Source organism: Xanthobacter oligotrophicus, assembly GCF_008364685.1.
GTDB classification, from domain to species: Bacteria; Pseudomonadota; Alphaproteobacteria; order Rhizobiales; family Xanthobacteraceae; genus Xanthobacter; species Xanthobacter oligotrophicus.
This window is the reverse complement of sequence record NZ_VTTL01000008.1, coordinates 103,892-125,872: the sequence shown is the minus strand read 5'-3', so window position 1 is coordinate 125,872 and position 21,981 is coordinate 103,892. Positions and strand designations below refer to the sequence as shown.

Here is a 21,981-nt window from a genome sequence, read left to right as displayed (position 1 = left end):
ACGGTGCTACATTTTGTATCTGGCATACGTAATTCAGTACACAAAAGTACCGCGGACGATGCCCTCAGGGTCCAGTCCCTGCCGGCAGAAGTCGGCAAACCCAAGCAAGACAGGCCGGCGAAGCCGGCATTTGCAGAACATGGCGCGCCGGCGAAAGCCGGCAACCCAGCGAAAGGCAAGCCGGCGCAGACCGGCGGCTCCGCAAATCAGGGCAGGGAAATCCGGGAGTGGATGCATGGGCAAGGCGCTCGACGGCGTGCGCGTCCTGGACATGACGCACGTGCAGTCCGGCCCGTCCGCGACGCAACTTCTTGCGTGGCTGGGGGCTGAGGTTATCAAGGTTGAGATGCCGCGGCGCGGGGATATCACCCGTTCGCAGCTGCGGGACAAGTCCAATGTGGACAGCCTTTACTTCACGATGCTGAACGCCAACAAGCAGAGCGTCACCATCAACATCAAGACGCCGCAGGGCCAGGAGGCCATGGGCCGCCTGATCGACGCCTGCGACGTGCTTGTCGAGAATTTCGGCCCCGGCGTGCTGGATCGTCAGGGCTTCGGTTACGAGGCCGTCCGCGCCCGTAACCCCCGCCTGATCTATGCCTCCATCCGTGGCTTCGCGGAGGGCGCCGGCGTTGACGCCAAGGCTTATGAGACCATCGCCCAGGCCATGGGCGGCGCCATGAGCACCACGGGCTGGCGCTCCGGACCGCCCACCGCCTCCAGCGCCCAGATCGGCGATACCGGCACCGGCATCCACTGCGTCACCGGCATCCTCGCGGCGCTCTACCAGCGCACCGTCACGGGGGAGGGCCAGAAGGTGGACGTGGCCATGCAGGACTGCGTGGTGAACCTTCTGCGCGTGAAGCTGCGCGACCAGCAGCGTCTCGACGCCGGGCCGCTCACCGAATATCCCGGCGCTCCGGAAGGGGACTGCGTGCCGCGGGCCGGCAACTGCTCGGGTGGCGGCCAGCCGGGCGCGGCCCTGCGCTGCGCGCCGGGGGGCGAGAACGATTATTGCTACGTCATCATCCAGCCCCAGGGCTGGGCGCCGCTGATGCGGCTGGTGGGCCGCAAGGACCTCATCGACGACGTGAAATTCGCCTCCCACGAGGCGCGGGCCCAGAGGCTCGACCAGTGCTTCGAAATCATCGAGCGCTGGACCGCCAAGCGCACCAAGTTCGATGTCATGGCCGCTCTGAAGGCCATCGACGTGCCCTGCGGCCCGGTGCTGTCCACCAAGGACATCCTGGAGGACCGCGCACTCTATGACCGTGGGTTCCTGGTGGAGGTGCCGCATCCCGAGCGCGGCACCTATGTCACCGTGGGATCTCCCATCCATTTGTCCGCAAGCCATGTTCCCGTCGAGCGCGCGCCGCTCCTCGGCGAGCATACGGACGAGGTGCTGGCCACGCTCGGCTACACCCACGAAGAGATCGCCGGCATGCGTGCCGCCGGTGCAGTCTGACGGGAGAAAAACGCCCGTTTGAACATCCGCCGCTCCATGAGGGACAAAAAGAGGGTGGAGCGGTTACCAACATCAAAAATATAAAAAGTCTCAAGGGGTAGGAAAAATGGTTGAAGCAGCAGTAAAGGCGCCTGCGACCAATCGCTGGCTGCAACTTGTCGCCGGTATCGTCTGTATGGTCGCCGCGGCGAACATCCAGTATTCCTGGACGCTCTTCGTCCCGGAAATCGTCTCCACGCGCGGATGGACGCGTGCCTCCGTGCAGGTGGCTTTCACCGTCTTCGTCGTGGTGCAGACCTGGCTGACGCCCATCGAGGGCTATTTCATCGACAAGTACGGCCCGCGGGTCATGGTGCTTGTCGGCGGTGTGTTCACCGGCCTGTCCTGGGTGCTCAATTCCTATGCCGAATCCCTGACGGCGCTCTATGTGGCGGCGGCGGTGGGCGGCATCGGCGTCGGCTGCGTCTACGCCACCTGCGTGAACGCCGCGCTGAAGTGGTTCCCGGATCGCCGCGGCCTCGCCGTGGGCCTCACCGCGGCCGGCTACGGCTCGGGTACCGTGCTCACCATCCTGCCCATCGCCGCCATGATCAAGACGAGCGGCTATCAGGATACCTTCTTCACCTTCGGCCTGATCCAGGGCGCGGTGATCCTGCTTGCGGCCGGCTTCCTGCGGGCGCCGTCCAAGACCGAAACGGTCTATTCGTCCAACGTTGCCCAGAGCCGGCGTGACTACACCCTGGGCGAGGCGCTCCGGACCCCCGTGTTCTGGATCATGCTCACCCTGTTCATCCTCACCGTGTCCGGCGGCCTTATGGCCGTGGCGCAGCTGGGCGTGATCGCCGAAGACCTCGGCGTGAAGCACATCAACGTCGACCTCTACTTCTTCGCCATGGCGGCGCTGCCCTTCGCCCTGATGCTGGACCGCATCCTGAACGGCTTCTCCCGCCCCTTCTTCGGCTGGATCTCCGACCATATCGGCCGTGAGAAGACCATGTTCTTCGCCTTCGCCATGGAAGGCATCGGCATCGTCGCGCTGGGCACGTTCGGCCACAATCCGTGGGCGTTCATCATCCTGTCCGGCATCGTCTTCCTGGCCTGGGGCGAAGTCTACTCCCTGTTCTCGGCGACTGCCGCGGATACCTTCGGCTCCAAGCACATCGGCAAGATCTACGGCATGCTCTATACGGCCAAGGGCTTCGCCGCCCTGCTGGTGCCGCTCGCCAACATCCTGATGGAGGCGACGGGCACCTGGACCACCGTGCTCTACACGGTGGCGGCCATGGACCTGACCGCGGCGTTCGGTGCGCTCTTCGTCCTGCGGCCCATGCTGGTGCGCCACCACCGGCAAAATGCCGAGGCGGCCGCCGCAGCGACCACGACCCGCGAAGCGACGGCCTGACCTTTCAGATCCGACCGGGTCGGCGCGCCCGGCCTGGTCGGTCCGCAAGGTTCAAGTTCAAGAAGACACGACATGTTTTCCGGTCATCCTGCGGTGCAGGGCGATCGGCGCCTATCCGGAAGCCCAAAGGCAAGGGCGCGTGAACGATCTAGGTCCGGATCAGGACCCGGTCGGCGCGCCCCCGGGCTTCGCCCCGCCAGCGCCATGCGCCGGCTAAGGCGACCGAACCCGTCCCTCCGCCGTCCAAGTGGCGGCCCCTCAAGCCCCGGCCTTGTGCCGGGGCTTTTTTCGTCTGTGTGCCACGATCTGAACACCACGAGAGGTCCATGTGCTCGTGCAGGTCTTCGGATGCATTCGCGGGATTGGTTGTCAATCGGTCGCAATTGTGTCGATGTAGAAAGTGACGTTATATGCCTCGCCGTCGAGAGCATGCGATCAAGAATCAAGAATATGGACCTGTTCTCTGCTCGGTCGTGCCGTGCGAAAGCGGTCTTCCCCTTCCGGATAACCCCTGAAAACAACGGAATGTATCAGTTACATAGCCGTTAAACGCATTATGTATACCGTATTTTTGATACAGATTCCTTCTCGGTACGCGAGCGGGCTCGGTCAAGAAGGCCCGCATCAAGAATGGTGACCGTCACGGGCCGTTCATCGCTTTCGATGATCCCCAGTGAGAAAGGGAAGGAAATGTCGCAGAATCTTTCGACGCCCGTGCGCGGGCCGTTGGGCGGAAGATGGATGCAGCTCGCCATCGGCGTGGTCTGCATGTCCATGATCGCCAACCTCCAGTACGGCTGGACGCTGTTCGTCGAACCGATGAACGAGAAACACCAGTGGGGTCGCGCCGCCATCCAGGTGGCCTTTACCATCTTCGTCGTGTTCGAGACGTGGCTGGTCCCGGTGGAAGGCTGGTTCGTGGACAAGTTCGGGCCGCGGCCAGTGGTGTTTATCGGCGGCATCCTGTGTGCCCTGTCCTGGGGGCTCAACTCCATCGCCTCCAGCCTCACCATGCTGTACATCTCGGCCGCCCTCGGCGGCGCCGGCGCCGGCGCGGTCTACGGTACGGCCGTGGGTGCGGCGCTGAAGTGGTTCCCCGATCGCCGCGGCCTTGCCGCTGGCATCACCGCCGCCGGCTTCGGCGCCGGATCGGCCCTGACCATCGTGCCCATCGCGGCCATGATCAAGGCGCAGGGCTACGAGCACACCTTCCTGTTCTTCGGCCTGATCCAGGGTGCCGTCGTGCTCGTCGCGTCGCTGTTCCTGATGAGCCCGAAGCCCGGCCAGGTGCCGGTCGTCGCCTCCACCTCCACCACCCAGAGCCGTCGCAGCTATGGTCCGGGGGAGATGCTGAAGGCCCCGGTGTTCTGGGTCATGTACCTGATGTTCGTGCTGGTGGCGGCGGGCGGCCTGATGGCCACGGCCCAGCTCGGCTCCATCGCCAAGGACTTCAAGATCGCCGACGTGCCGGTCTCGATCATGGGCCTCACCTTGCCGGCCCTGACCTTCGCCCTGTCCATCGACCGGGTACTCAACGGCGTCACCCGCCCGTTCTTCGGCTGGGTGTCGGACAATATCGGGCGCGAGAACACCATGTTCATCGCCTTCTCGCTGGAAGCGGTGGGCGTGCTGGCTCTGGCCCATTTCGGTGCCGACCCGATCGCGTTCGTGATCCTCACCGGCCTCGTCTTCTTCGCCTGGGGTGAGATCTACTCGCTGTTCCCGGCGACCTGCGGCGACACCTTCGGCTCGCGTTTCGCCACCACCAACGCTGGCCTGCTCTACACCGCGAAGGGCACTGCCTCGCTCGTGGTGCCGCTGGCCTCGGTCGCGGTTGCCAAGCTCGGCAACTGGGACCTAGTGTTCATGCTGACGGCGGGCGTCAACGCCATCGCCGCGCTCATGGCGCTCTTCGTCCTGAAGCCGCTGCGCGCCCGCTTCGTGCTGGGAGCGGCGGCGAAGGAGGACGTGGAGGTCCAAAGCGCCAAGGTCGTCAGCTGAAGATTGGCCGACGGACGGGGGCGGGGAAACCCGGTCCCGTCCTCGGACTTCACTTTGGCCCTCCTACCCCGGGCCTACCTTGAGGGAGCGGCTTGCCGCTCCCTTCTTTCTGTCCGCAGGTGCATCTGGACACCGAAGGTCCCCGATCCACCCCGAGGGGGCTTCATCAGTTGTGGTGGGGCGCGACGGCCACTTCCACCGCGCCGTTGGCGGCGGTGTGCACAGAGGCGAAACGCGGCTCGGACGGCTGCAGCAGAACGTCTTCCACCGGAATGCCCATGCCGCCGGCGACCGACATATAAGGCTTCTGTGCGTTCAGGCCGGTAACCGCGAGCGAGAGCACAATGCCGAAAAGGCCGAAGGCCGTCAGTTCAAGCGCGTTCATCATCTTCTCTCCAGGCACCTCAAGTGCCGCCCCCGAATGAGCCCTCATGTGCGATGCACCACCGGGATCGACCTCTTCATAGCGCAGGCTGAGATCGATGTGGTATACATAATACGCAGAGGAACCCCCGCATTGCTGCATAGCAGCATCGCACATGCGGGAGCTGGCGGGAAGAACGCGCTACCTGCCTAAAGGGAAGGGATCAGCCCCCGGCGACGGCGTCGAGATGGGCGATCAGGCCGGAGGTGGACGCCGAAGCGCTCGGCGGCAGCGCGCCGCCGGTGACGGCCGGCAGAAACTGGGTCGCGAGCTCCTTGCCCAGTTCCACGCCCCACTGGTCGAAGGCGTTGATGCCCCACACTGCCGCTTCCACGAACACCCGGTGTTCGTAGAGCGCGATGATGCGCCCGAGGGTGAACGGGTCGAGGGTGGCATAGGCGATGGTCAGCGACGGGCGGTCGCCGGGGAAGACGCGATGGGGCGCGATCTCCGCCACCTTGTCCTCGGCCATGCCTTTGGCCTTGAGCTGGGCCGTGGCTTCCTCCAGCGTGCGCCCGCGCATCAGCGCCTCGGACTGGGCAAGGCAATTGGCCACCAGCAGGTCCTGGTGGTCCTTCAGCGTCGGCTCGTGGCTCTGCGCCCCCACCAGGAATTCCACCGGCACGATATCCGTGCCCTGGTGCAACAGCTGGAAGAAAGCGTGCTGCGCATTGGTGCCGGGCTCGCCCCACACGATGGGGCCGGTGGGCCGGGCAACGGCGGTCCCGTCCCGTGTCACGCTCTTGCCGTTGCTCTCCATGTCGAGTTGCTGGAGATAGGCCGGCAACCGGGCGAGGCGCTGGTCGTAGGGGATGATGGCGCGGCTCGGGAAGCCGCAGGCATTGCGATGCCACAGCCCGACGAGACCCAGCAGCACCGGCAGGTTCTGGTCGAGGGGAGCGGAGCGGAAGTGCTCGTCCATGGCCGCCGCGCCGGCGAGGAATTCCCGGAACCGGTCCGGGCCGATGGCGAGCATGAGCGGCAGGCCGATGGCCGACCACACCGAATAGCGCCCGCCCACCCAGTCCCAGAAGCCGAAGATGCGATCGGCGGGGATGCCGAAGGCCCCCACCTTGTCGAGCGCCGTGGAGACGGCGGCGAAATGGGCGCCCACGGCCTCCTCGCCCAGCGCATTCACGATGAAGGCGCGCGCGGTGGCGGCGTTGGTCATGGTCTCCACCGTGGTGAAGGTCTTGGAGGCCACGATGAACAGGGTGGTGGCGGGGTCGAGCCTCTTCAGCACGTCGGTGATGTGGGCGCTGTCCACGTTGGAGACGAAGTGGCAGCGCGGCCCGTCGTGGTAGGGCGCGAGCGCCAGCGTCACCATGGCCGGCCCCAAATCCGAGCCGCCGATGCCGATGTTCACCACGTCGGTGATGACGCTGCCCCGCGCTCCGGCGATGCGGCCTTCGCGCACGCCCGAAGCGAAATCGCCCAGCCGCGCCAGCGTCTCCACCACGCCGGGCTTCACGTCGATGCCGTCCACCTGGATGGTCTCGCTCGCCTGGTCGCGCAAAGCGGTGTGCAGCACCGCGCGATCCTCGGTGAGGTTGATGTGGTCGCCGGCGAACATGGCGTCGCGCTGCGCCTCCACCCCGCCCGCGCGGGCGAGGTCGAGGAGCAGCTTGAGGATGTCGTCCGTGATGGCAGTCTTGGAGAAGTCGATGAGCAGGTCGCCATAGGCCACCGAAAAGCGCTCGAACCGGTCCGGCGTCGTGAACAGGTCGAGGATGCGTCCCTCGCGGGCGGTCCAGGCGGTGGCGAGGGCCTTGAAGGCGGCGTCGGTCGCGAGGGCGTTGGACGGGGCGATGGACGTCATGGGCGCGAAATCTCCGTCAGGCCCTTTGCGGGCAATGTGGGAACCCGGGTCGCGGGAAGGAAATGAGAGGCGAGCAAATCAGGCTTCAGGGACACCAGAGCACGTCGAGCGGCCTGGGGGCGTTGCCGAGCACGGCGCGGATGGGCAGTTCCGCCGCATCGCCACCGGCCGCAGCCCGCTCCAGCACCGCGCGCTTGGTTGCGCCTTCGATGTGGAGGAGCAGCAGGTCGGCCGCGACGAGGGGCGGCAGGGTGAAGGTGATGCGCGGCTCGCCGGCCCCTTCGGCCCGCACCGCCATGAGGCGCGCCGTGCCGCCCGGGTCGATGGCGGCGGAAAGAGCCTCTGCACCAGGGAAGAAGGAAGCGGTGTGCCCGTCGTCCCCCATGCCCAGCACCACGGCGGCGAACGGAGCGGGCAGGGCGGCGACGGCCGCTTCGGCGTCCGCAAGTCCGTCTTCCGGCGTCGGCGCGCCGGTGAAGAGCGGCACGAAGCGCGCGGCGGCGGCCGGCCCCTTCAGCAGGTGGCGCCGCACCAGGGCGGCGTTGGAGCGCTCCGAGGTCTCCGGCACCCAGCGCTCGTCCACCAGGGTCACCGCGATGCGGCTCCAGTCCAGCGGCGCGCCGGACAGGGTCTCGAAGAAGCGCGTCGGCGTGCGGCCGCCGGAGATGGCGAGGCTCGCCGATCCGTCGCGGGCGACGCGGGCCCGTAGCGCCTCCGCTACGTGCGCCGCCAGGGCGCGGGCGAGTGCGGCGGGGTCGTCGTAAGCGGCGAGGGCGAAGGGGAAGGCGGGTGTCGTCATGGGGGTCTCGGAAATGGCGGCCTCAGGCATCGTCGGTCCAGGTCCGTCCGTCCCGCTCGATGAGGGCGATGGCGGCGGAGGGACCCCAGGTGCCGGCGGTATAGGGCTTGGGCGGTTCGCGGGAGGTCCGCCAGGCATCCAGGATGGGATCGATCCAGTTCCAGGCCGCCTCCACCTCGTCGCGGCGCATGAACAGGGTCTGGTTGCCGCGCACCACATCCATGATGAGCCGCTCGTAGGCGTCGGCGTTGCGCACGCCGAACACGCTGGCGAAGCTCATGTCGAGGGGCACGTGCTGGAGCCGCATGCCGCCGGGGCCGGGATCCTTGATCATCAGCCACAGCTTCACGCCCTCGTCGGGCTGGAGCCGCATGACCAGGCGGTTGGCCATGATGGGCCCCGCCTGCGCATCGAACACCGAATGGGGGATGGGCCGGAACGCCACCACGATCTCCGACACCCGCGAGGCCAGCCTCTTGCCGGTGCGCAGGTAGAACGGCACGCCGGACCAGCGCCAGTTGCCGATCTCCGCCTTCAGCGCCACGAAGGTCTCGGTCTCCGAGGTGGCGGAGCCCAGCTCCTCCAGATAGCCCGGCACCGCCCCGCCCGCCGAGGCGCCGGCGCGATACTGGCCGCGCACGGTAAGCTGGGCGGCATTAGCCTCGGTGATGGGGGTGAGGGCTTTGAGAACCTTCAGCTTCTCGTCGCGCACCGCATCGGCGTCCAGCGACACGGGGGGCTCCATGGCGACCAGGCAGAGCAGTTGCAGAATGTGGTTCTGCACCATGTCGCGCAGGGCGCCGGCGGTATCGTAGTAACCGGCGCGGCCGGCGGTGCCGATGCTCTCGGCTACCGTGATCTGTACATGGTCGATGTGGGCATTGTTCCACACCGGCTCGAACAGGGCGTTGGCGAACCTGAGCGCCATCAGGTTCTGCACCGTCTCCTTGCCGAGATAATGGTCGATGCGGAACACCGCTTCCTCGCGGAAGACCTTGCCGACGGCGGCATTGACCTTCAGCGCTGAGGCGAGATCCTTGCCCACGGGTTTTTCAACCACAACGCGGGTCTTGTCGGTGACGATGCCGTGGGCGCCGATGCGCGCGCAGATGGGATCGAACAGGTCCGGGCCCACGGCGAGGTAGAGCACCCGGACATGGTCGCGCCCCTCCTCCAGCAGGCGGGCAAGGTCCGCCCAGCCGGCGTCGGACTGGGCGTCCACCGCCACATAGTCGAGCCGGTCGAGGAAATGGGCCAGGCGGTCCGGGCGGGCATCCTCGATGCCGTCGGACATCTCCACGGCGTCCCGGGCGAAGTCCTGGAATGCCGCCCGCTCCATGGGACGCCGCGACACGCCGATGATGCGGGCCTCGTCGGGCATCTGGCCGGCGAGATCGCGCTCGAACAGGGCCGGCAGCAGCTTACGCCGCGCGAGGTCACCGGTGGCGCCGAACACGATGATATCGAAGGGGTCGACCGCGACCACACGCGCAACCATGAGCCTCTCCCCCTGACCACGGCGCCTGCCGCACCCGGTGCGAGCCTGGACCGCCGCACCCTCGTCCGCCGTTGGCACTCTAGATCACGTTCCGATCGGATTGCACCGCTAACTGGTCGCTGGACCACGCGCCCTGTTCACGCGGGTTCGCTGGCACTGCGCATCTATGGGGCAGCATGCGCGATGTTGATGAAGGCGGGATGGCTCGGGACAAGAGGTGCCGGGGGCGGCGATCTTCAGCGCGGTCGCATGCGCTCCACCAGATCGTGACGCACACCAATCGCGCCGCCCATGGGTCAGCGGGTGGGCGCGTGCGGTCTTGAGGTATCAGGCAAGCAAGATCAGCGCGTGCAGGCACGCGCGGTTGAAACGGCTCGAAACTGGGAGGTGCTGCGCCGCGTCGGTTGAGGACCGTGCGGCGTCGGCAGGATCAGCGGGTCGGGCGCGGCTTGGAGGGGATGAGACCCTCGCGCTGGGCGCGCTTGCGAGCAAGCTTGCGGGCGCGACGGATGGCCTCGGCCTCCTCGCGGGCGCGCTTCTCGGAGGGCTTCTCGTAATGGCCACGCAGCTTCATCTCGCGGAAGATCCCCTCGCGCTGCATCTTCTTCTTGAGCGCCTTGAGGGCCTGATCAACATTGTTGTCGCGGACGAGAACTTGCACGTGTTTACCTCTTCGAGCTGTTGCGCCGAGCCCAGCAAGCCGTGATCTGGCCAACTTTGATCTGAACACCCGGACCGGGGAAGCGCGAGCCTTTCGCTCGACTTCAGCTCATCCGGAAGGCTGCTCTCTTATCAGAAGCCTTGAGCCTTGTCCACTCGCCTGATGCGCCGGAAAAGCGAGGCGGGGCCTTGTGCCGGCTCATCTTCGCGCCGGCCGGTCCACAAGGTCCCCCGCGGATGCGATCACCGCGTGGCGACGGCGAACGCAGAATCGGTGGAGGGTTCCAGCGCGGGCAGGGCGATGGCCCGCCCCGCCTGCTTCTGCGCCTCGCGGCACAGGGCATCCAGCTCCGTCCGGATCTCGGAATCGGCAAAGCAGTTTGCCGCCTCCCGGATGCCCTGCATGAAACGCAGCTCGATCTGGATCAGACGCCAGCTGCCATAGCGGCCCGTACGGGCCATGTGCCGCGCAAGCTCGCGCAGCCAGTCCTTGAAGCGATCCTGGGCCACCGGCATTCCCTGAACCAACGTGGTATTATAGTATGGATACTGGGTTGCGCACATATGACTCATGGAGAGGCCAGAGTCGCCATGGCGATTCGCCTCAGGTCGCGGAACGTCAAGCTTAAGATGGTATTTTGGTGAGGCTTGATGGCAGGGCTGTGACAGCCCCCGCACTGGTATCCGCGTCGATGAAAAAGCGCTCTAGACTCTTGCATTGACGCGTTTTCTTCACGCGAACCGGTGTCCACTTCGCTCGAAAACGCTCTAGCAGCCGTCGTCGGGAATGTTGGTGCAGGCTTCCGGATCGCGGCGCACCCGCACCACGTGGCCCATCTTGCGGCCGGCGCGGGCCTCGTCCTTGCCGTAGAGATGGACGTGGGCGCCGGGCTCGGCGAGCAGCGCATGCCAGTCGTGCACGTCGGCGCCGATGAGGTTGGTCATCTGCACCCGGCCGATGCGTGCAACCTCGCCCAGCGGCCAGCCGGCGATGGCGCGCACGTGCTGCTCGAACTGGGAGGTCACGGCGCCGTCCTGGGTCCAGTGCCCGCTGTTGTGCACCCGCGGGGCGATCTCGTTGACGATCACCCGTTCGTCCGCGCCGCATCCCACCACGAACAGCTCCACCGCGAACACGCCCTCATAGTCGAGGGCATCGCCGATGGCGCGGGCGATGGACCGGGCCTGCCGCGCCGCGGCCACCGACAGAGTGGCGGGCACGGTGGAGGTGTGCAGGATGTGCTCGCGATGCACGTTCTCGGTCACGTCGAAGGCCTGGAACGCGCCATCGGCGCGCCGCGCCGCCACCACCGAGACCTCGCGCTCGAAGGCGACGAAGCCCTCCAGGATCGCGCTCTGCCGGCCCAGCGCATGCCAGGCGGCGGTGAGGTCTTCCTCCGGGCGGATCATCACCTGCCCCTTGCCGTCATAGCCGAAGCGCCGGGTTTTCAGCACCGCCGGCAGACCGAGCGCCGCCACTCCCGCCTCAAGGCCCGCGAGGTCGTCCACCGCGGCGAACGGCGCGGTCTCGATGCCGAGGTCGCGCACGAAGCTCTTTTCCGCCAGCCGGTCCTGGGTGATGGCGAGGGCTTTTGCCCCCGGCCTCAGGGGCACGCGGGCGGCGAGGAACTCGGCAGTGGCGAGCGGCACGTTCTCGAATTCGTAGGTCACCACGTCCACGCCCGCCGCGAAGCGCTCCAGTGCCGCGAAATCGTCATAGGGCGCGCAGATGTGGTGTTCGCTCACATGGAAGGCGGGGCTGTCTTTGTCCGGGCACAGGATGTGCGTCTTCAGGCCCAGCTCCGCCGCCGCGAGCGCGATCATGCGGCCGAGCTGGCCGCCGCCGAGGATGCCGATGACGCTTCCGGGTTTCAGCATGGCTCAGGCCGGCCGTTCCGCCACCGCCCCGGTGCGGGCCGCGCGCCAGGCTTCGAGGCGCTGGGACAGGGCCGGGTCCGAGAGCGCCAGCACGGAGGCCGCCAGCAGCGCCGCATTGGTCGCCCCGGCAACGCCGATCGCGAGCGTTCCCACCGGTACGCCGGCCGGCATCTGGACGATGGAATAGAGGCTGTCGAGGCCGGACAGGGCTTTCGACTGCACCGGAACGCCGAACACCGGCAGCGTGGTGAGCGCTGCCACCATGCCCGGCAGGTGCGCCGCCCCGCCAGCGCCAGCGATGATCACCTTGAAGCCGTGCGCCTTCGCGCTGCGGGCGAAGTCGTACATGCGCTCGGGCGTCCGATGGGCGGAGACGATGCGGCTGTCGTGCGGGATCTTCAGCGCTTCCAGCGTCTCGGACGCGTGGCGCATGGTCTCCCAATCGGACTGGCTGCCCATGATGACGGCAACGTCAGCCGTGCTCATCCCTCAAGACCCCTTAAAACGGAAAGCGCGGCTTTATAGGATCGCCGCAGCCGGGGCAAGGGTTGCGGCCAACTCTCCTGTCCGCCTCGGGGCGCCGGGCCTCACCGCCACCGGCGGTGGAGCCACAGCCACTGGTCGGGATATTCGCGCACCCAGCCCTCGATCACGCTGGTGACGGCCTGCATGGCACCCACCACGTCGATCTTGCCCTCGGCATCGCGGGGCAGGGCGATCTCTTCCGTGATCTCCACGCGGAAGCGGGCGCCGGGCAGGCGGATGACGCGCATGCCGTGAACCGGGCAATCGAATTGCCGGGCGAGGCGCGCCAGCGTCGGGTTGGTGGCGCAGGGCCGGCCGAAGAAGGTCACTTCCGGCCCGCCGGTCCAATACTGGTCGATCAGCATGCCGAGATGCTGCCCCTCGGCCAGCATGCGCGCCATCTGGCGGCCGGCGTCGCGCCCGGCGCGGATGAGGCCCGGCATGGTGCCGGAGCGCATCTCCTCGATCAGCGCGGCGGCGCTTTTGTTGTTGGGTGCGCGATAGAGCACGCCGCCGGGCACATCGAACTTGGCGCCGGCGATGGCGCACATTTCCCAATTGCCGGTGTGGGCGGTGAAGAACAAAGCCGGGCGCCCGTCATCGCGCAGGCGCTGGAAAATCTCGGCGCCCACCACTTCCACGCGGCCTTCGCCGGGCCGTGCGGGATCGTAGTCCCACAGGCGGTCCTGCTGGGCGAACTCGGCGGCGAGACGGCCCATGTTGGCCCAGACCCCGCGCACCAGGGCGCTGATCTCGCCCTTGCTCTTCTCAGGGTAGGCGGCGGTGAGGTTGCGCCGCGCCACCTTGCTCACCGCGAAGAAGGGGGCGAACGTGCGTGCCCAGAACGCCATGCCCCCGGCCGACAGCCAGAGCGGCCAAAGGCGCAGCCACCAGATGGAGGCGCGCACATAGCCGCCCACCAGCATCTCCACCACCGGCTGCAGACCAAGGCGCAACCGGAACAGCAGGCGGCGGGCGGAGCAGGGGAGGCGGGTCACGGCCGGGCGCGCCGCACAGGGCTCTTAGAACTTCACCACGATCTTGCCGAAGACCTTGCGGCTTTCCAGCCGCTCCAGGCCTTCGTTGAAGTTCTCCAGCGGCACTACCGTGTCGATCACCGGCTTGATGCCGCGGCCCATCTTCTCAAGGCCTTCCGACACGTTGCGGATGGTGGCGCCGAACGAGCCGAAGATCTTGTACTGGCGCTGGAACAGCTGCATCAGGTTCATCTGCACGCTGACGCCGGAGGTGGAGCCGCAGGTGACGAGGCGCGCGCCGGGCTTCATGGACAGCAGCGAGGCGTTCCAGGTGTCGGCGCCCACGTGCTCGAACACCACGTCCACGCCCACCTTCTTGGTGATCTTGCGGACCTCGTGCTCGAAACGGTCCTTGCGATAATTGATGACGTGGTCGGCGCCCAGCGCCAGCGCCTTCGCCAGCTTCTCGTCGTCGCCTACCGTGGTGATGACGGTGGCGCCCACGTCCTTGGCCAGCCGGATGGCGGCGGAGCCGATGCCGGAGCCGCCGGCATGCACCAGCACGGTCTCGCCCTTCTCCAGCTGGGCGTTGTCGAACAGCATGTGCTCGACGGTGGAGAAGGTGATGCCGGCGCAGGCCGCGTCCTCGAAGGAGACGCCCTCGGGCGCCGGGATCACGAGGCGCTCGGGCATGTTGATCACGTCGCGGGCGAAGCCGTCGATGTGAAAGCCCAGCACGCCGCCCACGTTCTGGCAGAGATTGTCGCGACCCTTCAGGCAGTTGACGCAGTGGCCGCAGGTCATGGCGCCGTACATGGCCACCGTCTGCCCCACCTTCAGGCCGCGCACGTCAGCGCCCAGCGCCACGATCTCGCCGGCAGCCTCCGCGCCCACCACGAGGGGCATCTTGCGCTTGGCGAAGGCCATGCCGCGCCAGCCCCACACGTCGATATGGTTGAGCGCCAGCGCCTTGACACGGATCTGCACCTCGCCGGCGCCGGGGGCGTCGGGTTCGGGCAGGTCCACGAGTTCGAGGCTGCGGTCGGAGACGAGCTGGAGGCCACGCATTCTTTTTCTCTGGATCAGGTTTCAGCGGTGGGCGGCGAGCGAGGCGGAAAGCCCGCCATCCACCGGCAGGATGGCGCCGGTCATATAGCCCGCGCCGGGGGAGAAGAGGAAGGCCACCACCTGCGCCACGTCATCGGGCGTCGCGAAGCGGCCGGCAGGGATCTGCGCCTCCATCTTGGCGCGATAGTCCGCGAACTTTTCCAGCATGGCGGTATCGATGAAGCCGGGGGCCACATAATTCACCGTCACCCCGCGCCGGGCGGTCTCGATGGCAAGGCCGCGCACATGGGCGAGCAGCGCCGCCTTGGAGGCGGCATAGGCGGAGTTGCCCTGGTTGGCCTGGAGCGCCGCCACCGAGCCGATGGCGACGATGCGCCCCTGCCTTGCCCGCGTCATGGGCCGCACCACCGCGCGGGCCAGGCGCACGAAGGCAAAATGGTTCACCTGCATCACCGCCTCGGCCTTGTCCTGGTCGATCATGGCGGCAAGGGTGTCGTAGGAGGCGCCGGCATTGTGGCACAGGCCGTAGAGCGTCTCCCCCGCCTCCAGCTCCTCGGCGAAGGCCTCCACCGCGGCGCGGTCGGCCAGGTCCAGGGCGCGGGCGGAGAGGACGGCATCGGGGTGCGCGGCGCGGGTCTCGTCCACCAGCGCCTGCGCCTCGGCCACCGCCGAGCGGTAGGTGAAGGTGACGGGATAGCCCGCCGCCGCCAGCGCACGCACGATGGCGGCGCCAAGGCCCCGCCCACCGCCGGTGACGAGGATGGGCTTAGCGGCGGCGGTCATCGCTGCGTCCCCTCTCCCGCGCGAAGCTGGAGCCTCACGCCGGCTCCCCCGCCAGCACCAGGCAGACATTCTGCCCGCCGAAGCCGAAGGAGTTGGAGATCACCCGCCGCACCTGCGCGTCGCGCGCCACGTTGGGCACGACGTCGAGGGGAATGGCCGGGTCCGGGATGTTGTAGTTGATGGTCGGCGGGATGCGGCCGTTGGCGATGGTGAGCAGCGACACCGCCGCCTCGATGGCGCCCGCCGCCGTCAGGGTGTGGCCGATCATGGACTTGTTGGACGAGATGGGGGTCTGCGCCAGCTTCTCCTCGCCGAACACAGCCTTCATGCCCACATATTCCATGCGGTCGTTTTCCGGCGTCGAAGTGCCGTGGGCGTTGATGTAGTCCACGTCGTCGGGGGTCACGCCCGCGTCGGCGAAGGCATTGGTCATGCAGCCGATGATGGGCCGGCCGTCGGGGCTGGAGCGGGTGCGGTGGAAATTGTCCGCCATCTCGCCGCAGCCTTCCAGCACCCCGAGGATCTTCGCCCCGCGCGCCACCGCATGCTCATAGCTCTCCAGCACCAGGGCAGCGGCGCCCTCGGCCATGACGAAGCCGTCGCGATTCTTGGCGAAGGGGCGGGCGGCGCCCTCGGGATTGTCGTTGGCGGTGGTCAGCGCCGAGAGCAGCGAGAAGCGGATGAGCGCTTCCGGGTGTACCGAGCCGTCGGTGCCGAGGGAGAGCGCCACATCGGTCTCTCCGCGGCGGATGGCCTCGACGCCGAGCTGGATGGCGGTCGCCCCCGACGCGCAGGCGGTGGAGAGCGAGATGGGCTGGCCGCGGGTGCCGAAGCGGTCGGCGAGCCGATCCGCCACCGAGCCGAACAGGAATCGCTCGTGCCACGGGCGGAACTTGCCGGAGGCCGCCGCGCCGAGCAGGTCGTGATAGACGATGGGGTAGTGGCCCACCGCATCGGCGAGCTGCTGCCGCTCGGGCCATTCCAGCTCGACGGGCGGCACGGCCGCAAACAGCGGGCCGGGGAAATCCCCCTCCGAGCCGATGCCGGCCTCGGAAATGGCCTCCTCCGCCGCCAGCGTCGCCAGCTTCTCCGACAGGTTCGGGGCGGCGACGCGGCCGTCGAACAGGAAGTCCACTGTGCCGGCGATGGTGGTGCGCATGCCCTCGATGGGGAAGCGTGTGATGGTGTGGATGCCCGACTCGCCGGCAGTGAGGCGGCGCCAGTTGTCTTCCTTGCCCTGGCCCAGGGAGGTGACGATGCCGATGCCAGTTACCACCACGATGGGGCGGCCGAACTTGTCAAGATGCGCCTGCGTCATGTTCGCGGCTCCTTTAAGTGAAGCGCGCCCGCCCCAGGCGCCGTCCATGGTGTCCCCCGGCCCCGCGCAGGCTGCGGCTGCGCAAGCGTTGGTGCCGACGGGTCCGGAAAATAAGCCGAAGGCGGCGGAAAGGACAATGCGTTGGCGCCTTGTCCCGTCCCGCGGGCCGGTTGCGCATCATTCCCGCGACCGTCATGTCGTAGCCCGAGCCCGCCGGAGCGGAGGGGCGATGACAATACAAAAGCCGGTCGAGAGCGCCGCAAAATGCTGAGGCAGAAGGCGGCCCGGTCCCGCCTCACGCCTTCTCCACCAGCCCCGCGCCTTCGCCGCGCCAGTGGCCCACCTGCGTCACCACGATGCGCTCGGCGGCGTCGCCCTCCTGCTCCAGCGGATCGCCCGCGAGCGGCGGGAACAGGGTGCCCTTCGACACGGCGAGAGCCGCCAGCGCCAGGCCGGCGATGAACTGCGCCTCGAAGCCGTGGCCCATGCGGTTCGCCACCGCGCGCACCGTCAGGCCGGAGGCGGCCAGCGCCTCCCGCTCCGCCTCGGTGGCGTCATGCCCGCCGGTGGCGCCGGAGATGATGGCGGTTCCGGCTGGCGTTCCGGCAGTGGCCAGAAGCGCCCTCACCTTTTCGGCGACGGCGCCTTCCACTGCGCGCTTCGCCCGCTCCGACCATACGCCGGACAGCTTGGCGATGGGCTTGGCCCCGCGCGCCGTGGCGTGCTCCGGCGATTCGAGCACCAGGAAGGCGCCCATGGAGCCGGAGGCGATGCCCGGCGCGGTGAACACCGGCTTGAGGTCGCCCTTCAGGCAGAAATTGTCGAGGTCGTTGAGGAGCAGCGTGTCCTCGCGCTCGGCATTGTAGGCGCCGCCCACGAGGGCGATCTCGCTCTGCCCGGCGGCAATGCGCGAATAGGCCACGCGGGTCGCGTCCACCCCGGCGCTCTCCTCGCCCATGAAGGTGCGCGAGGAGCCAGTGACGCCGTGCACGATGGAGATGTTGCCGGCCAGAAGATTGGACAGCTGCGCCAGCGACAGTGTGGGCCGCAGGTCCGACAGCAGGCGCTCGTTGAGCAGCCGGCCGGCATCGTTGGACGTGGACAGCTCGTTGAGGATAGAGGCGTCCACGGCGAAATCGCGCTCGCCGCCGCCGGCCGCCACGATCATGTCGGTCTTCGACAGGATCTCGGTATTCTTGGCGATCCCCGCCGAGTCGAGCGCAAGGCCGGCCGCATAGGTGCCGATGCGCTGCCAGGGCTCCATCTGCCGCTGGTCGCCCTTCTTGGGGATCTGGGTGTCGAAGTTCACCTTGACGAGGGGGTGGACCACATAGGGCGCGTAGGTGGTGGCGTCGGTCACAGGCGAGGCGCCGGAGGCGAGCGCTTCCCAATGGGCGTCCAGCCCCTCCCCGAGGGAGGAGACGAGGCCGATGCCGGTGATCCACACGTCGCGGTGGATCCGGCGCCGGCCAGCGTTCACGTCAGGCATCTGCAAAGTCCGCAAGGGGGAATGAGACGTGCTCGGCCACCTTCATCACCACGGGCTTCATCTTGCCTTCCGGCCAGGGGAGCACGCGGAAGGTGAGCTCGGCGGAGCAGATGGGCTTGCCTTCGAGGGTGGCGTTGGTCTTCGCCACGACGAAGCCCGAGCCCTCGTGGAGGATCTCGGAATAAAGGTCGAGATTCTGCCCCGGCAGCACGAAAGTGCGCAGCTTCGCCTCCTTGACGGTGGCGAGGAAGGGCATCTTGTTGAAACGGTTGCGGGCAAGCACCAGCCAGCCGGTGGTCTGGGCCATGGCCTCGATGAGCAGCACGCCGGGCATGATGGGATAGCCGGGAAAGTGCCCCTCAAAGATGGAGCTCTCTTCCGGTACCAGTCCCTGGCAGTGGATCTTCTGAAGCGACGGGTCGATGGACACGACCCGGTCGATCATCTTGAAGACTTCAGGACGCATCTAGGCGCCTCACGCGGCCTTCGCAGCGACCAACTCGTCGATGCGGGCGCACAGGTTCTTGAGCACGAAATACTGCTCGGTGGTGGCCTTGCCGTCGTTGACTTCCTGGGTCCACTGCTCCAGCGGCAGCTTGATGCCGAACGCCTTGTCGATGGCGAAGGCGATGTCCAGGAAGTCGAGGCTGTCGATGCCCAGATCGTCGATGGCGTGGCTGTCCGGCGTGATGGTGTCGCGGGGAATATCGCAGGTTTCCGCGATGATATTGGCCACCGTGTCGAACGTCGAAGACATGGACTGACGCCTCTCGTGTGCTCGGCCGCTCTGCTCGCCGCCGGCCCGCGCATCACGCCCTTGGGCATCATGCAAGGTCTGCGTTCAGGGCCGAGGGCTGGCCGCATGGCCCCTTCGGAAATGAGTTGTCGGCCCCTATAGCGAAGGCTGCAAGAGGTTTCAATGGCCGACGCCGAACGGCCCGCGCGAAGGGTTCTCCGCGGCGGCGCCGTGCGATTGGCCGTCCTTCGCATGCTTGGCCGCGGGAGGCAAGAGCAGGAGGCAACAGCAGGAGAGGAGCGCGCGCCGCGACGGCACTGGACTTGCCGTTACGTTATGCTGCAAGCGTCCGTTCGAGCATGAGGTCCCGCACGGCGTCGATCGCGTTGGCGCCGTAGCTGCCGCGCGCTGTGGCGAGGCGCGTGGCGGCAAAGGCTTCCGCAACGACAGTCGGTGCCGATTCGGCGAGCGCGGCCGCGGCTGCCAGCAGGGCCAGGGCCTCGGCGGCGCGCCGGGCGCGGGCCTCCCGGTCGCCAGAGTGGAGGCATTGTGATACGGTTTCTGCCGTGGCGGCGGCGCCGGGCAGGCCGCGGGTGCGCTCCTTGAGGTTGGCGAGAATCGCCTGCACCAGGTCCGGCTCGCGGAAGGCGACGCGGGCGAGGTCGAGCGCCATCACATTGCCCGAGCCCTCCCAGATGGCGTTCACCGGCGCCTCGCGATAGAGGCGCGGCAGGGCGCAGTCCTCCACATAGCCGTTGCCGCCCAGCACCTCCATGGCCTCGGCGATGAAGGCCGGCGCCGCCTTGCACACCGCGAATTTCGCCACCGGCGTCAGCACCCGGGCATGGGCGGCCTCGGTGCCGGAGCCGCTCGCCTCGTCGAAGCTCGAGGCAAGCCGGAAGGCGAGGGCGGCGAAGGCCTCCTGGTCCAGCGCGAGATCCGCAAGCACCATGGCCATGGCCGGCTGGTCCACCAGCTTCTTCTGGAATGCGGTGCGATGGCGGGCATGGTGGAGCGCCCGCGCCAGCGCCGCGCGCATCAGGCCGGCTGAGGAGACGGCGCAGTCGAGCCGCGTCATCTGCACCATGCCGATGATGGTGGCGATGCCGCGCCCCTCCTCGCCCACCCGCCAGGCGAAGGCGCGCTCGAACTCCACCTCGCAGGAGGCGTTGGAACGGTTGCCGAGCTTGCGCTTGAGCCGGGTGAGGCGCACCCCGTTGACGCCGCCGTCGGGCCGGAAGCGGGGCATGAGGAAGGCGGTGAGGCCGCCGGGCGCCTGCGCGAGCACCAGGAAGGCGTCGCTCATGGGGGCCGAGAGGAACCACTTCGCGCCAGTGATCTCGTATTCGCTGCCGCCGGTGGGCACGGCCTGCGTGGTGTTGGTGCGCACGTCGGTGCCACCCTGCCGCTCGGTCATGCTCATGCCGATGGTGATGGAGGCTTTTTCCCAGAACGGTACGAAGCGGCCGTCATAATTGCGGGCGCGGATGCGCGGCAGGAAATCGCGCAGCAGCTCCGGCGCCGCGGCAAGGCTGGCGGGGGCGGCGTGGGTCATGGTCAGGGGGCACACATGGCCCGCCTCCACCTGGCTCACCACATAGAGCCGCGTCGCGCGCTGGGCATTGCCGCGCCGCGCCTCTGCGGGCCGCGCCGGACCGTCCCAGCTGGAACAGTGGAGCCCCGCATCCATGCTCTGCGCCATCAAAGCGTGATAGGCGGGGTGGAATTCCACCACGTCGCAGCGCCGGCCCTGGGGGTCATGGCTGTGCAGCTCGGGCGGGTTCTCGTTGGCGAGGCGGCCGAGGGCAAGCTGGTCCGAGCCGCCCCATTGGGCGCCGAAGGCGAGGAGAGCCCCGTTCATTCCGGCCCGGTCTGCCGCGGCGGTGAGCGCTGGGTCGCCGGCGGCGAGATTGATGTCGGCGTAGGGCGGCGGTTGGTTCGAGACTTCGTCTGCGAGGGGCGTGAAGTCCATGGCGTTTCCCCGCCGGGGCCCGGCTCCTCGTCTCGGGAGCGGTGCGCCGGCACCGGCCGGCCCGCAGGTGCATGCCCACGGGTCCGACATTGGCAAATTGGTGCGGGCTTTATCGATTCAATGCAAGGGGGAGCGGCAAGGCGCTGGAGGGATGGTCGTCGTGACCTGCCGGCTTCTCCAGCACGCGCCGTCGCGCGAACACGACGGCGGCTGGCCCGGACGTGCCGGGGCATCCCTGCGCAATCAGGCGCAGGCCGGTTCAGATCGGCCCGGAGAAGGTATTGCACTGCTGCATGGAGCCGCCCTTCAGCCCGCGCGTGAACCAGTTCACCCGTTGCTGCGAGGAGCCGTGGGTGAAGCTGTCGGGCACCGCATAGCCCTGCGACTGCTTCTGAAGCTTGTCGTCGCCGATGGCGGTGGCGGCGTTCAGCGCCTCCTCCACGTCGCCTTGCTCCAGAATGCGGAAGCGGGCGTTGGCGTGGTAGGCCCACACCCCGGCGAGGCAATCGGCCATCAGCTCCACGCGGACAGAGAGATTGTTGGCCTCCGCCCGCGATGTGGCGCGCGCCTGCGCCTGCTGCACCTTGGGCAGGATGCCGATGAGGTTTTCCACGTGGTGGCCCACCTCGTGGGCGATGACATAGGCGGCGGCGAAGTCGCCCGGCGCCTTGAAGCGGGTCTTCATCTCCTGGAAGAAGGAGAGGTCGAGATAGACCTTCTGGTCGAGCGGGCAATAGAACGGCCCCATGGCCGATTGCGCGCCGCCGCAGGCCGAGCGCGTGGCACCGGAGAACAGCACCAGCTTGGGATCCTGGTAGGTCTTGCCCTCGGCCCGGAACAGCTCGGTCCACACGTCCTCGGTCTGGGCGAGCACGGCGGCGGCGAATCGGCCAAGCTCATCCTTGGGTGCGCCCTGGGGGGCGGTGCGCGGCGCGGCTTGCTGCTGCGGCGCGCTGCCGCCGCCCATGCCGTTGATGGCCTCCAGCCCGCCGATGAGCACCGCCGGGTTGATGCCCAGCGCCCAGCCGACGATGCCGACGATGATGATGGTGCCGATGCCGAGGCCGCCCCGGCCGCCCGGCATCTGAAAGCCGCCACCACCACCGCCGTCGCCCCGCCGGTCTTCCACATTATCGCTGGAGCGGAAATCGTCCCAACGCATCGCGC

The 21,981-nt window shown here is 67.9% G+C and carries 20 protein-coding genes; 3 read left to right on the top strand and 17 right to left on the bottom strand.

Annotated elements, in window-relative coordinates; all coding sequences use genetic code 11:
- Window positions 1-235: 235 nt before the first annotated feature.
- From frc to oxlT (FZ033_RS14550), 3 genes are all read left to right on the top strand, one after another.
- Complete coding sequence (gene frc, locus FZ033_RS14560; RefSeq protein WP_149576841.1) at window positions 236-1,465, top strand: formyl-CoA transferase; 1,230 nt, start codon at window positions 236-238, stop codon at window positions 1,463-1,465.
- A 106-nt stretch (window positions 1,466-1,571) separates the two neighbouring features.
- On the top strand, window positions 1,572-2,867 hold the full coding sequence (oxlT, locus tag FZ033_RS14555) for an oxalate/formate MFS antiporter (RefSeq protein ID WP_149576840.1): 1,296 nt from the start codon (window positions 1,572-1,574) through the stop codon (window positions 2,865-2,867).
- Between the two features lie 690 nt (window positions 2,868-3,557).
- Entirely contained in the window at window positions 3,558-4,868 is a 1,311-nt protein-coding gene (gene oxlT, locus FZ033_RS14550; RefSeq protein WP_149576839.1) for an oxalate/formate MFS antiporter, read from the top strand.
- A 166-nt stretch (window positions 4,869-5,034) separates the two neighbouring features.
- Here the strand turns inward: oxlT (FZ033_RS14550) and FZ033_RS14545 are convergent, their stop codons facing one another.
- From FZ033_RS14545 to ypfJ, 17 genes are all read right to left on the bottom strand, one after another.
- Window positions 5,035-5,256 (bottom strand): hypothetical protein, encoded by a 222-nt coding sequence (locus tag FZ033_RS14545; RefSeq protein WP_210247903.1) that lies wholly within the window; start codon window positions 5,254-5,256, stop codon window positions 5,035-5,037.
- A 199-nt stretch (window positions 5,257-5,455) separates the two neighbouring features.
- On the bottom strand, window positions 5,456-7,111 hold the full coding sequence (pgi, locus tag FZ033_RS14540) for a glucose-6-phosphate isomerase (RefSeq protein ID WP_149576837.1): 1,656 nt from the start codon (window positions 7,109-7,111) through the stop codon (window positions 5,456-5,458).
- A gap of 85 nt (window positions 7,112-7,196) precedes the next feature.
- On the bottom strand, window positions 7,197-7,910 hold the full coding sequence (gene pgl / locus FZ033_RS14535) for a 6-phosphogluconolactonase (protein WP_149576836.1): 714 nt from the start codon (window positions 7,908-7,910) through the stop codon (window positions 7,197-7,199).
- A gap of 22 nt (window positions 7,911-7,932) precedes the next feature.
- Window positions 7,933-9,408, bottom strand: a complete 1,476-nt coding sequence (gene zwf, locus FZ033_RS14530) for a glucose-6-phosphate dehydrogenase (protein ID WP_149576835.1) — start codon at window positions 9,406-9,408, stop codon at window positions 7,933-7,935.
- 430 nt (window positions 9,409-9,838) lie between these two features.
- Window positions 9,839-10,069: a 30S ribosomal protein S21 gene (rpsU, locus tag FZ033_RS14525; protein ID WP_012113273.1), complete on the bottom strand. Its 231-nt coding sequence runs from the start codon at window positions 10,067-10,069 to the stop codon at window positions 9,839-9,841.
- Between the two features lie 242 nt (window positions 10,070-10,311).
- The gene (locus FZ033_RS14520; RefSeq protein ID WP_149576834.1) at window positions 10,312-10,584 is read right to left on the bottom strand and encodes a hypothetical protein; all 273 of its coding nucleotides are present in this window, start codon (window positions 10,582-10,584) and stop codon (window positions 10,312-10,314) included.
- A gap of 252 nt (window positions 10,585-10,836) precedes the next feature.
- On the bottom strand, window positions 10,837-11,946 hold the full coding sequence (locus FZ033_RS14515; RefSeq protein ID WP_149576833.1) for a 5-(carboxyamino)imidazole ribonucleotide synthase: 1,110 nt from the start codon (window positions 11,944-11,946) through the stop codon (window positions 10,837-10,839).
- A 3-nt stretch (window positions 11,947-11,949) separates the two neighbouring features.
- On the bottom strand, window positions 11,950-12,432 hold the full coding sequence (gene purE, locus FZ033_RS14510; protein WP_149576832.1) for a 5-(carboxyamino)imidazole ribonucleotide mutase: 483 nt from the start codon (window positions 12,430-12,432) through the stop codon (window positions 11,950-11,952).
- A 101-nt stretch (window positions 12,433-12,533) separates the two neighbouring features.
- Window positions 12,534-13,469, bottom strand: a complete 936-nt coding sequence (locus tag FZ033_RS14505; protein ID WP_149576831.1) for a lipid A biosynthesis lauroyl acyltransferase — start codon at window positions 13,467-13,469, stop codon at window positions 12,534-12,536.
- Window positions 13,470-13,493: 24 nt separating this feature from the next.
- Window positions 13,494-14,516 carry a zinc-binding dehydrogenase gene (locus FZ033_RS14500; RefSeq protein WP_149576830.1) on the bottom strand — a complete coding sequence of 341 codons (1,023 nt, stop codon included), beginning with the start codon at window positions 14,514-14,516 and terminating at the stop codon, window positions 13,494-13,496.
- A gap of 21 nt (window positions 14,517-14,537) precedes the next feature.
- Window positions 14,538-15,299, bottom strand: coding sequence for an SDR family oxidoreductase (locus FZ033_RS14495; RefSeq protein ID WP_149576829.1), 762 nt, complete (start codon window positions 15,297-15,299; stop codon window positions 14,538-14,540).
- Between the two features lie 34 nt (window positions 15,300-15,333).
- Window positions 15,334-16,617, bottom strand: coding sequence for a beta-ketoacyl-ACP synthase (locus FZ033_RS14490; RefSeq protein WP_149576828.1), 1,284 nt, complete (start codon window positions 16,615-16,617; stop codon window positions 15,334-15,336).
- Window positions 16,618-16,912: 295 nt separating this feature from the next.
- Window positions 16,913-18,106 (bottom strand): beta-ketoacyl-ACP synthase, encoded by a 1,194-nt coding sequence (locus tag FZ033_RS14485; protein ID WP_149576827.1) that lies wholly within the window; start codon window positions 18,104-18,106, stop codon window positions 16,913-16,915.
- Window positions 18,099-18,572, bottom strand: a complete 474-nt coding sequence (locus FZ033_RS14480; RefSeq protein WP_149576826.1) for a 3-hydroxyacyl-ACP dehydratase FabZ family protein — start codon at window positions 18,570-18,572, stop codon at window positions 18,099-18,101. The genes FZ033_RS14485 and FZ033_RS14480 overlap by 8 nt, the downstream gene beginning before the upstream one ends.
- 9 nt (window positions 18,573-18,581) lie before the next feature.
- Window positions 18,582-18,863 (bottom strand): acyl carrier protein, encoded by a 282-nt coding sequence (locus FZ033_RS14475; protein WP_012113283.1) that lies wholly within the window; start codon window positions 18,861-18,863, stop codon window positions 18,582-18,584.
- Between the two features lie 313 nt (window positions 18,864-19,176).
- Window positions 19,177-20,814 (bottom strand): acyl-CoA dehydrogenase family protein, encoded by a 1,638-nt coding sequence (locus FZ033_RS14470; RefSeq protein ID WP_149576825.1) that lies wholly within the window; start codon window positions 20,812-20,814, stop codon window positions 19,177-19,179.
- A gap of 259 nt (window positions 20,815-21,073) precedes the next feature.
- Window positions 21,074-21,976 carry a KPN_02809 family neutral zinc metallopeptidase gene (ypfJ, locus tag FZ033_RS14465; RefSeq protein ID WP_149576824.1) on the bottom strand — a complete coding sequence of 301 codons (903 nt, stop codon included), beginning with the start codon at window positions 21,974-21,976 and terminating at the stop codon, window positions 21,074-21,076.
- Between the last annotated feature and the right edge of the window lie 5 nt (window positions 21,977-21,981).

Excerpts from the sequence above, each read along its gene's own strand:
- frc (WP_149576841.1), top strand. The coding sequence starts at position 236 with ATGGGCAAGGCGCTCGACGGCGTGCGCGTCCTGGACATGACGCACGTG.
- oxlT (WP_149576840.1), top strand. The coding sequence starts at position 1,572 with ATGGTTGAAGCAGCAGTAAAGGCGCCTGCGACCAATCGCTGGCTGCAA.
- oxlT (WP_149576839.1), top strand. The coding sequence starts at position 3,558 with ATGTCGCAGAATCTTTCGACGCCCGTGCGCGGGCCGTTGGGCGGAAGA.
- FZ033_RS14545 (WP_210247903.1), bottom strand. The coding sequence starts at position 5,256 with ATGATGAACGCGCTTGAACTGACGGCCTTCGGCCTTTTCGGCATTGTG.
- pgi (WP_149576837.1), bottom strand. The coding sequence starts at position 7,111 with ATGACGTCCATCGCCCCGTCCAACGCCCTCGCGACCGACGCCGCCTTC.
- pgl (WP_149576836.1), bottom strand. The coding sequence starts at position 7,910 with ATGACGACACCCGCCTTCCCCTTCGCCCTCGCCGCTTACGACGACCCC.
- zwf (WP_149576835.1), bottom strand. The coding sequence starts at position 9,408 with ATGGTTGCGCGTGTGGTCGCGGTCGACCCCTTCGATATCATCGTGTTC.
- FZ033_RS14520 (WP_149576834.1), bottom strand. The coding sequence starts at position 10,584 with ATGCCGGTGGCCCAGGATCGCTTCAAGGACTGGCTGCGCGAGCTTGCG.
- FZ033_RS14515 (WP_149576833.1), bottom strand. The coding sequence starts at position 11,946 with ATGCTGAAACCCGGAAGCGTCATCGGCATCCTCGGCGGCGGCCAGCTC.
- purE (WP_149576832.1), bottom strand. The coding sequence starts at position 12,432 with ATGAGCACGGCTGACGTTGCCGTCATCATGGGCAGCCAGTCCGATTGG.
- FZ033_RS14500 (WP_149576830.1), bottom strand. The coding sequence starts at position 14,516 with ATGCGTGGCCTCCAGCTCGTCTCCGACCGCAGCCTCGAACTCGTGGAC.
- FZ033_RS14495 (WP_149576829.1), bottom strand. The coding sequence starts at position 15,299 with ATGACCGCCGCCGCTAAGCCCATCCTCGTCACCGGCGGTGGGCGGGGC.
- FZ033_RS14490 (WP_149576828.1), bottom strand. The coding sequence starts at position 16,617 with ATGACGCAGGCGCATCTTGACAAGTTCGGCCGCCCCATCGTGGTGGTA.
- FZ033_RS14485 (WP_149576827.1), bottom strand. The coding sequence starts at position 18,106 with ATGCCTGACGTGAACGCTGGCCGGCGCCGGATCCACCGCGACGTGTGG.
- FZ033_RS14480 (WP_149576826.1), bottom strand. The coding sequence starts at position 18,572 with ATGCGTCCTGAAGTCTTCAAGATGATCGACCGGGTCGTGTCCATCGAC.
- FZ033_RS14475 (WP_012113283.1), bottom strand. The coding sequence starts at position 18,863 with ATGTCTTCGACGTTCGACACGGTGGCCAATATCATCGCGGAAACCTGC.
- FZ033_RS14470 (WP_149576825.1), bottom strand. The coding sequence starts at position 20,814 with ATGGACTTCACGCCCCTCGCAGACGAAGTCTCGAACCAACCGCCGCCC.
- ypfJ (WP_149576824.1), bottom strand. The coding sequence starts at position 21,976 with ATGCGTTGGGACGATTTCCGCTCCAGCGATAATGTGGAAGACCGGCGG.